This is a genomic window from Qipengyuania sp. (assembly GCF_048550555.1).
Classification (GTDB): domain Bacteria; phylum Pseudomonadota; class Alphaproteobacteria; order Sphingomonadales; family Sphingomonadaceae; genus Qipengyuania.
On sequence record NZ_JBLYYF010000020.1, the window covers coordinates 1 to 13,543 of the forward strand.

Here is a 13,543-nt window from a genome sequence, read left to right on the forward strand (position 1 = left end):
CTTCTTGGTCACGTAATAGAAGCCCGTGTCGGCGGTCGAGACGAGCTTGATCTTGACGGTTGCGGGCTTCGCCATGGCGTGTTCCTAAAGATCTGAATGGGGCCGCTGAGGCCTGAAAAAACAAGGGCGGCGTGTTCCTTGCGCTTCGCGGAGACGGTTCCGGCCCACTCCCCCACCCGGCCGCCCATCAGCATACCCTATTGGGTGGCCGGGTGGGGGAGTGGGCTGGTGCCGAAATCGTTTCCCAGAAACGAAAAGAACGGCTGCACCGCCGTCCGGCGCGCCCTTTGTGTGATTCACGGGGAAAAGTCAAGCACTCTACCAGTCGACCTTGCCGCGCTTTTCCTTGACCTCGCCGCGCACCTTTTTCGCCTTGAGCCGCTTGACCTTGCCGACCCGGTTGACGCGGCTCTTCTTGCGTTTGCGCGGCGGGGTGAGCGCCTCGGACAGCAGCGCCAGCAGCCGTTCGCGCGCCGCCTCGCGATTCTGGTCCTGCGTGCGGTATTCGTTCGCGGTGAGGACGATCTCGCCGCCCTTGGTGAATTTGCTGCCGGCGATTTCCTTCAATCGTTCGAAGGCCTCGGGCGGCATGCCCAGCTGGAACACGTCGACGCGCAGCTGCACCGCGGTGGCGACCTTGTTGACGTTCTGCCCGCCAGGGCCGGAAGAGGCGATGAACTTCTCCTCCGCGATTTCGAGTGCCTTGTCGGCTATCCTACCCATCGCTGAAGCCGAGGGCGGCAAAGTCCTGCGGCAGCGGAGCAGTGGCAGAAATCGGCGGCTTGCCTTCGCGCGGGACGGTGAGCGCGGCGGCGTGGAGCATGGTGCGCGGCGCCCCCTTCCCGTCGCCATAGACCGGGTCGCCGAGCAGCGGTAGGCCGAGCCCCGCCTGGCAATGGACGCGGATCTGGTGCGTGCGACCGGTTTCGGGGCGGAATTCGACCAGCGCGCGCCCGTCGATCTCGGCCAGCACGCGCCAGTGGGTGATCGACGGCTTGCCCTTCTTCGCGGCGATCATGCGCCAGCCCTTGCCCGCGCTGCTGATCTTCGACAGCGACAGCTCGATCGTGCCCTCGCTCGTCTCGGGCACGCCGGCGAGCACGCCGAGATAGCGCTTCTCGACCAGCCGCTCCTCGAAACCCTTCGAAAAGCGCTTGAGCGCCTTGGGATTGCGCGCCAGCAGCAGGCAGCCGCTGGTGTCGGTATCGATCCGGTGGACCGGCACGGGGGCGCGCTGGAAGCCGAGCTTCAGTTCCTCGAAATGGTCCTCGAGGCAGGGGCCGCCGCGGCGCGGGCGCTCGACCGGCAGGCCGGCGGGCTTGTCGATGACCAGCGCCTCGCCGTCTTCGAACAGGATCGGTATCTGGGTCATTGGGCAAGCCTCGCGTCAATCATCAGGCGCAGCGCATTGCCGAGGAAGAAGCCGTTTTCCAAGTCCTCGATTCGCAATTCGACCTCGCGCGCGCGGCCTTCGTCGAGCAAAGTCCGGCGAAAGACGCCGGGCAGCAGACCGAGCCGGGCGGGCGGGGTGAGCAGCACGCCGTCCTCGCCGCGCACGAAGATATTGGTCACGCTGCCCTCGGTCAGCAGCCCGTCCTCGCGCACGAACAGCGCCTCCTGCGCACCGTGCTCGCGGGCGATCCGCTGCGCATCGTCGTAGAAACCGCGATCGGTGGTCTTGTGCCGCAGGCGCCAGTCGCCCGTATCGACCGGCAGCGGCAGGACGATGCAGCGCGCGGGCTGCGGCCAGGGTTCGGGCATGTCCTGCGCCTCGAGCGCGAGCGCGCCCGATCGCGCCGCGAGCAGGCGCACGCGGCTCGGCTTTTCGAGCACGAAACACAGCGCGTGGAGCTGGTTGCGCGCCTCGTGCCGGTCGAACGACAGGCCCAGCGCCGCCGCGCTCGCCTTCATCCGCTCGAGATGCGTCTCGAGGAAGGGAATACCGCCCTCGGGAGTGAAGCGCATGGTCTCGATGAGGTCGAATTGCGCCGCGCGGTGATCGGGTGAAGAGGTGCGCGCGAAGGCACCCTTGAGCAAAGCCTCGCGCCATTCGGTGCGCGGTTCGCTGTCGGCGACGATCGCGCCGCCCACGCCGAGCACCGCCTTGCCCCGGCCGTTCTCGATCTCGGTTAGCCGCAGCGTGCGTATCGCGACGTTGAAGGCGGCATCGCCATCGGCCCCGATTCGCCCGATCGCCCCGCAATAGGGCCCGCGCGGATCGCGCTCGGCCTCGCCGATCAGCTCCATCGCCCGTATCTTGGGCGCGCCGGTGATCGAGCCGCAGGGGAACAGCGCGCGGACGAGGTCCACCGCGTCGGTGCCCTCCTTCAGCTGCGCACGCACCACGCTGACCATCTGGTGGACGGTGGGATAGCTCTCGATCGCGAAGGGCTCGTCGACGCGCACGCTGCCGGCCTTGGCGACGCGCGACAGATCGTTGCGCATCAGGTCGACGATCATCAGGTTTTCGGCCTTGTCCTTGACCGATCCGGCGAGCTCCTCCGCCAGCGCGCGGTCGGACGCCGGGTCGCCGCCGCGCGGGCGCGTGCCCTTCATCGGCTTGGCCTTGGCCTCGCGGCCCTTGAGCGAGACGAACAGCTCGGGGCTGAGGCTCAAGAGCCAGTGCGACCCGTCGAACACCACCCCGCCATAGCCCGCCTGCGCGGCCGGGCGCAGCGTGGCGTAGAGACCGATCGGGTCCCCGGTGAAATTGCCCGCCAGCGGGAAGGTCAGGTTCGCCTGGTAGATATCGCCTGCGCGGATCGCCTCCTGCAGCGCCTCGAAGGCTTTGGCATAGCCGCCTGGCGAAATTTGCGGATCGAGCGGACCGACACTGCCCCCTCCCTGCGCATTGGTGGCCAGCCATTCGGGCACCCCGGCAGCGGGTATTCGCGTCGGTGCTTCGAACAGGCCGAGCCACACCAGCGGGCCTGCTCCTCCGCTGCGCGCATCGGCCAGCGAGCGGAGCTTTTCTTCCAGCGCAAGGCCCGCCTCATAGGCGATGTAGCCTGCCAGCTCACCACCTGCGCGCCGCGCTTCCTCGGCCATCGCCAGCACATCTTCGACCTGCTCGGCCCGATGGGCGACGAATACCTCGCGCGGGTTTTCGAACAGCAGGGCATCCGCCGCGCCGCTTTCGCGCGCATCGTCGAGCAGGACAAAGGGAGGCCTATCCGCCATCGCTGGCAGCCTTTACCGCAAGTGCCGCGCCTGTCGAGGGATTGCTTGACCGCGCCCACAGCGCTGCGCCACAGCAGGGGAGCACACGATCAGCGGGAGCGGGCGGGACGATGAGCGAGATTTTCCTCGGGCTGGGCGCGAATGGCGAGCGGCAGGTGCTGCGGCTGGGTCAGGCCAACCGTCACGGGCTGATCGCGGGCGCCACCGGCACGGGCAAGACGGTGACGCTGCAGGGGCTTGCCGAAAGCTTCTCCGCTGCGGGCGTCCCGGTCTTCGTCGCCGACGTGAAGGGCGACCTCGCGGGCATTTCGATGGCCGGATCGCCGCAGTTCAAGCATGCCGACAAGCTCGAGGGCCGCGCGCGCGAACTGGGCATGGAGGACTATGCTTATGCCGACAACGCCGCGGTCTTCTGGGACCTCTACGGCGAGCAGGGCTTTCCCATCCGAACGACGATCTCGGAGATGGGCCCGCTACTGCTCGCGCGCCTGCTCGATCTCAACGAGACGCAGGAGGGCGTGCTGACCATCGTCTTCCGCTTCGCCGACGAACAGGGGCTGCTGCTGCTCGACCTCGGCGACTTGCAGGCGATGCTGGCGCACACGGCCGAACATGCCGCCGAACTCTCAACCAGATACGGCAATGTCACCAAGGCCAGCGTCGGCGCGATCCAGCGCCAGCTGCTGAGCTTCGAGAGCCAGGGCGCGGACCTGTTCTTCGGCGAGCCGGCCCTCGAAATCGACGATTTCCTCGCCGTCGACGAACAGGGGCGCGGGGTGATCAACGTGCTCGCCGCCGACAGGCTGATGCGCGGGCCCAAGCTCTACGCGACCTTCCTGCTGTGCCTGCTCGCCGAACTGTTCGAGAGCCTGCCCGAGGTGGGCGACCCGGAAAAGCCCAGGCTGGTGTTCTTCTTCGACGAGGCGCACCTGCTGTTCGACGATGCCCCGCAGGCGCTCGAGGACAAGGTCGAACAGGTCGTCCGCCTGATTCGCTCGAAGGGCGTCGGGGTCTATTTCGTCACCCAGAACCCGATCGACATTCCCGAGAAGATCGCCGGCCAGCTGGGCAACCGCGTGCAGCACGCGCTGCGCGCCTTCACCCCGCGCGACCAGCGCGCGATCAAGGCGGCGGCCGAAACCTTCCGCATCAACCCCGATCTCGACGTCGCGCAGGCGATCACCGAACTGAAAGTCGGCGAGGCGCTGGTCTCGACGCTCGACGAGGACGGCGCGCCCACCGTGGTCCAGCGCACGCTGATCAAGCCGCCGCGCTCGCGGCTCGGCCCGGTGACCGGGAAGGAGCGCAAGATCATCAATTCGGTGAGCGATCTCGACGGCAAATACGACACCGCGGTCGATCGCGAGAGCGCCGAGGAAGTGCTCGCGCAGAAGACCGCCGATGCCGCCGCCACCGCCGAGGAGGTCGCGGAAAAGGGGCGCGAGGAAGTCGCCAAGCGGCCGCGCAAGACCACCTCGATGTGGACCAGGGCCGGCAAGGCTGCGGCCACCGCCGCCGCTGGCTCGCTGTCATCGATCGCCGTTGCGAGCGTGCTGGGCAAGAAGTCGAGCGCCGACCCGGTGCGGACCGGCCTCAACGCCTTCGTGCGCAACATCATCGGCGGGCTGATGCGCTGATTCGTCGTTCGCGGCACCAGCCCGCACCCCCGCCCGGCCACCCATGACATCATCCTGATCGGGTGGCCGGGCGGAGGTGCGGGCTGGCGCCGCTCGCGTGACTACAAGGGAATCCGGAACTCGGCGCGCAGGCCGCCCTCGGGGCGGTTGGCGAGCACCAGGGTGCCGCCGTGCTGCTCGGCCACCGCGCGCGCCAGCGTCAGGCCGAGCCCCGAGCCGCCGGTGGCGCGGTTGCGGCTCGCCTCGCCGCGGGTGAAAGGCTCGAGCATGGCTTGGATGCGGTCCTCCGGAATGCCGGGCCCGTCGTCGTCGACGCGAAGGATCGCCACGCCGTCGGCGCGCAGCACCTCGACCCGCGCGGTGCCGGCATAGCGCAGCGCATTGGTGATCAGGTTGCGCAGCCCGCGCTTGAGCCAGGTCAGGTGGACCGGCGCGGCGACGCGCCCCTGCATCGCCAGCGTCACGGGGCGGCCCATGTCCTCGAACTCCTCGACCACCGAGGCGGCGAGCGCGCCGAGCTCGGTCATCTCGGCCGGGGTATCGTTGCGCCCGACGCGGGCCAGCGCGAGGATCTCGTCGAGCGTCTTCGTGATGTCCTCGATACTCGCCGCCATCCGCGTGCGCGCGGCATCGTCCTCGACGCTTTCGATGCGCACGCGCAGTGCGGCGAGCGGAGTCTTGAGATCGTGCCCGATCGCGCCGAGCATGACGTCCTTTTCGTCGAGCATCGAGACGATCCGCGCCTGCATCGCATTGTGCGCCTCGATCAGCTTGCGCACGTCGTCGGGCCCGGACGCGGGCAACGGCGGTTCGGCCGATCCCGCTCCGGCGAAGCGCCGCGTGCGCTCGGCGAGGGCGTCGAGCGGGCGGGTAATGCGCCGGAGGACGAAATAGAGCAGGCCCACGAGCACCGCGAAAAGGATCACGGTCTGCAGCACGAGCGTGCGCACCACGGCGCGATCGGGCGGGGGGACCGGCAGGCGGACCACCTGCCAGACGTCGCTGCCCTGCTGCTTGAGCGCGACCACCATCAGGTCGCGCGGGAGGCCCTGCCGTGACCCTCGCAGCGCGCCGGTATTCCGGATCGTTCGCGCGATGCCCGGTTCCCGCGCCAGCGGCCGCACGGTGATGGCGAGGCTCTCCACCGTCATGCCCCGCGCCTCGAGCAGGGTTTCGAGCACCGCCTCGCGTCGCTCATCGCGCGGAGCGTCCGCAGGCAGCGGAAAAGCGGCGGTCTCGGTGTAACGGAAGCTGCGCGGAAGCCGCAGACCGCTCTCTCCGTCACGCAGACGATGGCGCGGAGGCGGACGGTCCCGTCGGCGGCGCTGGTCATCGCTCCGCGAGCCGAACAGCAGTTGGAAGGCCGCAGCGTTCATGAAGGCGAACTCGCGCCGCTCGTTGGCCGCGCGATAGAGCATGCCCGCCGAAATCGCCTGCGCGATCAGCAACGCGGCGGCGAGGGCCAGCATGACCTGGCCGAGCAGGCTGCGCGGCCCGAGGCGCATCAGCCGTCGCCGTCGCGAATCGCGCGGGTGACCTCGGCGCCGAAACGGTAGCCGCCGCCGCGCACGGTCTGGATGAAATGAGGGTTGCGGCTGTCGCTCTCGATCTTGCGACGCAGGCGACTGACCTGGTTGTCCACCGCGCGGTCGAACAGATGCGCCTCGCGGCCCTGGACCAGGTCGAGCAGCCGGTCGCGGTCGAGCACCTGGCGCGGATGGTCGCAAAAGGCGCGCAGCATGCGAAACTCGGCGGTCGAGATCGGCACCAGCGCGCCCTCGGAATCGGTCAGGCGGCGCTTGAGCGGATCGAGCCGCCAACCCTCGAATTCGTAGAGCAGCTCTTCCGAAGGCGTCGCGGCGGGACGCTCGGCGCGACGCAGCACCGAACGGATGCGTGCCACCAGTTCGCGCGGTTCGAAGGGCTTGGTGACATAGTCGTCGGCGCCGATCTCGAGCCCGATGATCCGGTCCATCGCCTCGCTCCGGGCGGTGAGCAGGATGACCGGCAGGCGACGCGCCTCGACCAGGTGGCGACACAGCGAGAGCCCGTCCTCGCCCGGCATCATGATGTCGAGCAGGACGATGTCGGGCGTCTCGCGCGCAAGCAGCGTGCGCGCCGCGGCGGCGCTTTCGGCGTCCTGCACGGCGAACCCCTGGCGGGTCAGATATTCCGCCAGGGGTTCGCGCAGCGAGCGCTCGTCATCGACGAGCAGGATGGAAATGAGGGCGGGCGTGGTCATCGTCTGTCTGTGCCCGGGCCTACCGCCCGCCCCGATGCCGGATCAAGCGCTTACTGGCCGCGCTGCGTGTCGCGCCGGGCTTTCCACTCGGCCCGCATCGCTTGGCGGGCGGCCTTGCGCTCGGCCTCGGTGACCTGGCCGTCGCCATCGCTGTCGAGCTTGGCGAAGTGGGCCGCCACCGCCGCGTCGAATTCGGCGCGGGTGACCGACTGGTCGCCGTCGGCGTCGGCCATGCGCGCCATCATGTGGCCGGGGCCGCCAGGGCCGCCGCGCATGCCGCGGTGGCGGCGCTTGCCTTCGCCGCGCGCTCCGCGCTCGCCGCGTGCTTCGTGCATCGCCTTCATTTCCGCCTGCGAGAGACCGCCGCTGTTGTCGGTATCCATGCTGGCGAAATGCTCGGCCATGCGATCGCCGCGGCGTTCGGCGCGCGCCTCGCGGCGTTCTTCGCGGCGCTGTTCACGGCGTTGCATGCGCGCCTCGTGCATGGCCTTCATTTCGGCCTGCGAGAGCTCGCCGTCGCCATTGGTATCGGCCTTGGCGAACATTTCGGCGCCGCGGGCCTCGCGATCGGCGGCGTCGAGCACGCCGTCGCCATTGGCATCCATCTTGGCGAAGCCTTCGGCGGCCTGCGCGCGGACCTCGTCGAGAGTGACGATCCCGTCGCCATTGGCATCGGGATCGTGATGTTCGCCATCGTGGCGGGCGAGAGCGGCCGTGCCGGTCAGCGCCAGCGCCGCAGCGGAAAGGGTGAGGAAAGTCTTGTTCATTGCGTGTCTCCAAAAATCTGGAGAGCTGCGACGGACCCTGGGTCTGAGGGGAGGAACATGTGAGGCCCGCCGCAACTCGTGCCCCCTGTCTAGGGCTGCAATGTCGCAACACTATCCCGAACTTGGCCTGAATTGTAATACTTTGTCGCGTTCAGGCCGGGCCATTCACCCGGGCGAAAGTCAGCGGGGCCGGTGCTCGGTACCTTCTCCCGCCGTGATGAAGATGGCGGTCGCCCGGTCCGCGATATCGGCGATGTGCCATACCCCCGGCGGGTTCACCGCATAGTCGCCGGCGGCGAGCGTCAGCGTCTCGCGCCGGCCATCGGGAAATTCCTGCGTCAGCACCATCGTTCCGGCGATGCAGATCACCACCTCGTCGCCATGCGGGTGCATCTCCCAGCTCGGCCAGTCCTCGGTGAAGCTGTGCTGGCTGACCAGCCGGCCTTCGCGCCCGTCGGCGCCGTGCCGCTCGCCATAGGCTTCGTACCACTCCACCCCGTCGAAAGGGGGCTGCGGCACGGTGGTGGCGCCGAGCCCGAGGTGGACGAAGCTGTCGGCGAGGCGGCGCGGCTGGGCCATGTCAGGCCACCTTGTCCATCAGGAAGGCATTGAGCTTGTTGCCGTCCGGATCGCGGAAATAGGCGGCGTAAAACACCATGCCGTTCTCGTCCGGCTCGCCGCGCGGCCCCGGTTCGCCTTCGCAGCTCCCGCCATTGGCGAGCGCGATGTCATAGAGCCGCTTCACCTGGTCGCGATCCCTGGCCTCGAGCGCGACCATCGTGCCGTTGCCGACACTGGCCTCCTTGCCGTCGTACGGCTTGGTTGCGGCGATGCCGGGCGCGCCGTCCATCGCGCCCCAGGCGATGAAGCTTTCGAATTCCATCATCCGCCCGACGCCCATCTCGGCGGCCAGCGGGTCGTAGAATTTGGCAGAACGCTCGAGATCGTTGGACCCGAGAGTGACGTATCCGATCATGGCCATGCTCCTTCATCGCGACTCGCGAGATCGCGCGAGTCGTCAGGAACATTACGGGAACAGGAATGATCCTACAAGGGCGCGCATTCGGCCTTCAGCCAGGCGAGGTCCTCGCCTTCGAGCTGCGGCGAGAGGATGTCCCACACCTTCGCGTGATAGGTGTTCCACCAGCCGATTTCCGCGGGCGAGAGCAGGCCCTTGTCGACCAGCCGGCGGTCGAGCGGGACGAAAGTGAGCGTCTCGAAGCCGAGATAGTTGCCCTCGCTCTCGATCCCCGCGGGGACGACGAGCACGAGGTTCTCGATGCGGATGCCGTAGGCGCCGGCCTTGTAATAGCCGGGCTCGTTCGAAAGGATCATGCCTTCGCGCAGCGGGGTCTCGGTGCCGGGGAAGGCGCCGCCGGGCTTCGAAATGCGCTGCGGCCCTTCGTGGACCGAGAGGAAGCTGCCGACACCGTGGCCGGTGCCGTGGCCGTAATCGACGCCGCCGTTCCACAGGTGCATGCGCGCCAGCGCATCGAGCGCACCGCCGGTGGTCCGGTCGGGGAATTTCTGCATGTCGAGCTGGATGTGGCCCTTCAGCACGCGCGTGTTGCGCTCGACCATCTCCGCGCTCGGCTCGCCCGGGCCGACCCACACGGTGCGGGTGATGTCGGTTGTGCCGTCGAGATACTGGCCGCCCGAATCGACGAGGTAGATCGAGGACGGCGGGATTGCGATATTGCTGTCCTCGTCGACCTTGTAGTGCGGCAGCGCGGCATGCGGGCCGGCGGCGCTGATCGTGTCGAAGCTCGCGTCCTTGAGCACGCCCGAGGCTTCGCGGAATTCGCGCAGCTTGGCCGCGGCCGTGAGTTCGTCCACCCCGCCCTTGGGCGCCTCGATGCTGAGCCAGCGCAGGAAGCGCGACACGGCCGCGCCGTCGCGCGCCTGCGCGTCGCGATGGCCCTGCTGTTCGGCGGGGTTCTTGATCGCCTTGGGCAGGACGGTCGGATCGTCGGTCCGCACGACCTTCGCCCCGCCTGCCTCGAGCGCGTGGAAGATGCCCGCCACCGCATGGTTCGGATCGACCGCCACGCTCTTGCCCGCGAGACCGGCCAGGGCCGGCTGGAAATCGTCGCGATCGCGCACGGTCACCGCATTGCCGAGATGCTGGGTCAGCGCCGGGGTGACCTTCTCGGGCGCGATGAACAGCTCTGCCGTGCCGTCGGCATGGGCGAGAACATAGGACAGCGCGACCGGCGTGTTGTCGACGTCCTCGCCGCGCATGTTGAGCAGCCAGGCGACCGAATCGAGCGCGCTGATCACGGTCGCGTCATAGCCCTCGCGCTTGAGCCAGTCGGCGACCTCGGCGCGCTTGTCGGCGCTCGAGCGACCGGCGTGTTCGTCGGCATGCGGCACCGCCGCGGCGAGCGAGGCCTGCGGGCGGTCGTCCCAGATCGCGTCGATCGGATTGCCCTCGACCGGAACCAGCTCGATGCCCTTTTTGGCGAAGAGCTTCTCCGCATCCTCGGCCCAGCCGATGCCGTGGAGCCAGGCGTCGTAGCCGATCTTCGCACCCTCGGGCGCGTGCTCTGCAATCCACTTCGCAGGTGAGGTCGCGGGCACGTCCTCGTAATCGTAGAGCTTGCCGTCGACCTGCTCGCGCACCTGCACGGTATAGCGGCCGTCGGTGAACATCGCCGCCCTGTCCTTGAGCACCGCGGCGCTGCCCGCGCTGCCGCCGAAGCCGGTCAGCCATTTGAGCCGCTGGGCGTAGGAGCCGACATATTCGCTCATATGCTCGTCGGAGATCGGGATGACGAAGCCGTCGAGCCCGCGCCTGCCCAGTTCCTTGCGCAATCCGTCGAGGCGGGCTTCATAGGTCTGCATCAGCATGGGCGGGGTATCCTTTGTATCCTGTGATGGCGCCGGCTGCAGCCCGGCGCTTGCGGCGCACCCCCTGCCATCTTAGATCGGGGCGCGCATAGTCATACGCCCCACTTAGGCCCCTTGGCCGCCCTTTTCCACCCGTTGCCCAGCTCAGGAGTTTCCCCATTTCGACGAGCCGCCCCGCCGCCCTGCCGACCACGCCTCCCCGCGCCGAGAAACGCGACTTCTCCTATGCCCATCACGGCGTGACCATCGCCGATCCCTATGCCTGGCTGCGCGACCCCGGCTATCCCGAAGTGACCGACAAGGAGGTGCTCGCGCATCTCGAGGCGGAGAATGCCTGGTTCGAAGCGCGGATGGCGCCGCACAAGGAGCTCGTCGAGACGCTGTTCACCGAGATGAAGGCGCGCATCAAGGAAGACGATTCGACCGTTCCGCAGAAGGATGGCGACTGGCTCTACTGGTCCGAATTCGAACAGGGTGCCGAATATCGCAAATACTATCGCAAGCCGGTTGGCGGGGGCGAGGCGCAGCTGATTCTGGACGAGAACGCGCTCGCCGAAGGGCACGACTATTTCCGCCTCGGCAGCTTCTCGGTCTCGAAGAGCGGAAAGCTGCTCGCCTATTCGACCGACACCAATGGATCGGAGCGCTTCACCGCGCGGATCAAGGACCTCGCAACGGGCGAACACCTGCCCGACGAGATTCCCGGCACGCTGTCCGACCTGGTCTGGGTGATGGACGATCGCGCGCTGGTCTACGGCCTCGCCGACGACCACTGGCGCGTCCACGATGCCACGCTCCACATGCTCGGCACCGCGCCGGCCGAAGACGTCGAACTCTACCGCGAGACCGAGGACGAGGGCTTCCGCGTCGGCGCGGGGCTCTCCGCGCAGGAAGACTGGCTGGTCATCGCCACCGGCGACAACGAGACCAGTGAAGTGCGGCTGGTGCCGGCGAACGACCCGACCTCGGCCCCGATCCTCGTCAGGCGGCGCGAGAAAGGGGTCGAATACGATGTCGACCTGCGCACCGCCGGCGGGAAAACCACGCTGTGGATCCACACCAACGACGATCACGTCAATTTCCGCCTCGCAACCGCCTCGCTCGACCGCCCGGATAGATGGGAAACGCTGATCGAAGGGTCGGACGAATTCTATCTCGACGGGTTCGAACTCTACCGCGATTTCTATGTCACCGAGGGGCGGATCAAGGGCCTCGACCAGATCCAGCTGCGGTCCTATTCGGATGCGAACCTGGTCAAGCCGATCGCCTTTGCCGAGGAGAGCTTCACCGCCGGGCTGACCGACAATCCCGAATACCATCAGGACAGGCTGCGGCTGTCCTACCAGAGCATGGTGACACCCGATTCGGTCTACGACTACCACGTCGAAAGCGGCGAGTTGGAACTGCTCAAGCAGCAGGAAATCCCCAGCGGCTACGATCCCTCGCTCTATGTCACCGAGCGGCTCGAGATCGCCGCGCGCGACGGCACGATGATCCCGGTCAGCGTGGTGATGCGCAAGGACCGTCCCGCCGGACCCGGACCGCTGCATCTCTATGCCTATGGCGCCTATGGCTATGCCGTCCCGCCGGGCTTCTCGACCACGCGCCTCAGCCTCGTCGATCGCGGCTTCGCCTATGCCATCGCGCATATCCGCGGCGGCGACGATCTGGGGCGCAATTGGTATCTCCAGGGCAAGCTCAACGAGCGGGCCAACACCTTCACCGACTTCGTCGACGTGGCGAAAGGGCTCGCCAAGAAGGGCTATACCGAGGAGGGCCGGATCAGCATTTCGGGCGGCTCGGCTGGCGGCGAACTGATGGGCGTCGTCGCCAACACCGATCCCGGCCTGTGGGGCGCGGTGGTGGCGCATGTCCCCTTCGTCGACGTGCTCGCGACCATGCTCGATGCCGAACTGCCGCTGACTCCGGGCGAATGGCCCGAATGGGGCAATCCGATCCTGTCGAAACAAGCCTTCGCCTATATTCTCAGCTATTCGCCATACGACCAGGTCGTGGCGCAGGACTATCCGCCCATGCTGGTGACCGCCGGACTCAACGATCCGCGCGTGACCTATTGGGAGCCCGCCAAATGGGTCGCCAAGCTGCGCGAACTGAAGACCGACGACAACGAGCTGTTGCTCAAGACCAACATGGGCGCAGGCCACGGCGGCAAATCGGGGCGATTCGAGAGCATCCGCGAGACGGCGGAGGAGGTCGCTTTCGTGCTGTGGCAGCTGGGAGTGGTCGAGCGCTGATGGCGATTTCGAACATTGTTTTCGATATCGGCAATGTGGTCGTCGATTGGGACCCCGATACGATCGTGCGGGACGCATTCGATCAGCCGCGACTTGCCGAGCCGGGCTTCCGGTCACCGCTGGCCGGAAATCCGCTCTGGCTTGCCCTCAATCGCGGCGAACACACCATGGAGGAGGCGAAGCGGCTGTATATCGACGAGCAGGGGTTCGAAGCAGCAGAGATCGACCGGCTTTACGAAGTCCTTTTTGCGAGCCTGGTTCCAATCGAAGACACCGTTCGCCTGATGCGTGATCTGGCGGCTGCCGGCTTGCGGTTGTTTGCCATAACCGACAATGTGCTCGAGATCGTCGCGCACCAGAGAGCGACCCATGACTTTTGGGATATGTTCGAAGCCGCCGCCATCTCGGCCGAACTTGGCATTCTCAAGCCGGACCCGCGTATCTATCGGCATTTGCTGGAAGCCGCTTCGCTCCAGCCAGGAGAAAGCCTGTTCTTCGACGATGTGGCGGCCAACGTCGAAGGTGCGGAGGCTGTCGGCATGCACGCGCGGGTATTCGCGGGAGCGGAGCGGGCGAGGGCCGACCTGACGAGCTTGGCTGTGAGTTTCTGAA

12 protein-coding genes and 1 pseudogene are annotated in these 13,543 nt (G+C 67.4%); 3 read left to right on the plus strand and 10 right to left on the minus strand.

Going from position 1 to position 13,543, the window contains the following annotated elements; all coding sequences use genetic code 11:
• The 4 genes and pseudogenes from ACN4E0_RS05280 to pabB all read right to left on the minus strand — a co-directional run.
• Positions 1 to 75: pseudogene (locus ACN4E0_RS05280) on the minus strand (50S ribosomal protein L33); the annotation flags it as partial.
• A 243-nt stretch (positions 76 to 318) separates the two neighbouring features.
• A complete protein-coding gene (arfB, locus tag ACN4E0_RS05285; protein ID WP_419566372.1) occupies positions 319 to 723 on the minus strand; it encodes an alternative ribosome rescue aminoacyl-tRNA hydrolase ArfB in 405 nt (134 codons plus the stop codon).
• The gene (locus tag ACN4E0_RS05290; RefSeq protein WP_419566374.1) at positions 716 to 1,372 is read right to left on the minus strand and encodes an RluA family pseudouridine synthase; all 657 of its coding nucleotides are present in this window, start codon (positions 1,370 to 1,372) and stop codon (positions 716 to 718) included. The genes arfB and ACN4E0_RS05290 overlap by 8 nt, the downstream gene beginning before the upstream one ends.
• Positions 1,369 to 3,180 (minus strand): aminodeoxychorismate synthase component I, encoded by a 1,812-nt coding sequence (gene pabB, locus ACN4E0_RS05295; RefSeq protein WP_419566375.1) that lies wholly within the window; start codon positions 3,178 to 3,180, stop codon positions 1,369 to 1,371. The genes ACN4E0_RS05290 and pabB overlap by 4 nt, the downstream gene beginning before the upstream one ends.
• 110 nt (positions 3,181 to 3,290) lie before the next feature.
• On the opposite strand from pabB, the gene ACN4E0_RS05300 reads away from it, so the two are divergent.
• Positions 3,291 to 4,817, plus strand: coding sequence for a helicase HerA-like domain-containing protein (locus tag ACN4E0_RS05300; protein ID WP_419566377.1), 1,527 nt, complete (start codon positions 3,291 to 3,293; stop codon positions 4,815 to 4,817).
• Between the two features lie 101 nt (positions 4,818 to 4,918).
• Here the strand turns inward: ACN4E0_RS05300 and ACN4E0_RS05305 are convergent, their stop codons facing one another.
• From ACN4E0_RS05305 to ACN4E0_RS05330, 6 genes are all read right to left on the minus strand, one after another.
• Positions 4,919 to 6,322 carry an ATP-binding protein gene (locus tag ACN4E0_RS05305; protein ID WP_419566379.1) on the minus strand — a complete coding sequence of 468 codons (1,404 nt, stop codon included), beginning with the start codon at positions 6,320 to 6,322 and terminating at the stop codon, positions 4,919 to 4,921.
• Positions 6,322 to 7,059: a response regulator gene (locus ACN4E0_RS05310; RefSeq protein WP_419566382.1), complete on the minus strand. Its 738-nt coding sequence runs from the start codon at positions 7,057 to 7,059 to the stop codon at positions 6,322 to 6,324. The genes ACN4E0_RS05305 and ACN4E0_RS05310 overlap by 1 nt, the downstream gene beginning before the upstream one ends.
• Before the next feature lie 50 nt (positions 7,060 to 7,109).
• Positions 7,110 to 7,826 (minus strand): calcium-binding protein, encoded by a 717-nt coding sequence (locus tag ACN4E0_RS05315; RefSeq protein WP_419566385.1) that lies wholly within the window; start codon positions 7,824 to 7,826, stop codon positions 7,110 to 7,112.
• A gap of 180 nt (positions 7,827 to 8,006) precedes the next feature.
• Entirely contained in the window at positions 8,007 to 8,405 is a 399-nt protein-coding gene (locus ACN4E0_RS05320) for a cupin domain-containing protein (protein WP_419566386.1), read from the minus strand.
• A 1-nt stretch (position 8,406) separates the two neighbouring features.
• The gene (locus ACN4E0_RS05325; protein ID WP_419566389.1) at positions 8,407 to 8,802 is read right to left on the minus strand and encodes a VOC family protein; all 396 of its coding nucleotides are present in this window, start codon (positions 8,800 to 8,802) and stop codon (positions 8,407 to 8,409) included.
• A gap of 71 nt (positions 8,803 to 8,873) precedes the next feature.
• Positions 8,874 to 10,676 (minus strand): aminopeptidase P family protein, encoded by a 1,803-nt coding sequence (locus ACN4E0_RS05330; RefSeq protein ID WP_419566392.1) that lies wholly within the window; start codon positions 10,674 to 10,676, stop codon positions 8,874 to 8,876.
• Positions 10,677 to 10,834: 158 nt separating this feature from the next.
• Here ACN4E0_RS05330 and ACN4E0_RS05335 point away from each other — a divergent pair, with 158 nt between their 5' ends.
• Both ACN4E0_RS05335 and ACN4E0_RS05340 read left to right on the plus strand, forming a co-directional pair.
• Positions 10,835 to 12,931, plus strand: a complete 2,097-nt coding sequence (locus ACN4E0_RS05335) for a S9 family peptidase (RefSeq protein ID WP_419566508.1) — start codon at positions 10,835 to 10,837, stop codon at positions 12,929 to 12,931.
• The gene (locus ACN4E0_RS05340; protein ID WP_419566394.1) at positions 12,931 to 13,542 is read left to right on the plus strand and encodes an HAD family hydrolase; all 612 of its coding nucleotides are present in this window, start codon (positions 12,931 to 12,933) and stop codon (positions 13,540 to 13,542) included. The genes ACN4E0_RS05335 and ACN4E0_RS05340 overlap by 1 nt, the downstream gene beginning before the upstream one ends.
• The last annotated feature ends 1 nt before the right edge of the window (position 13,543 follow it).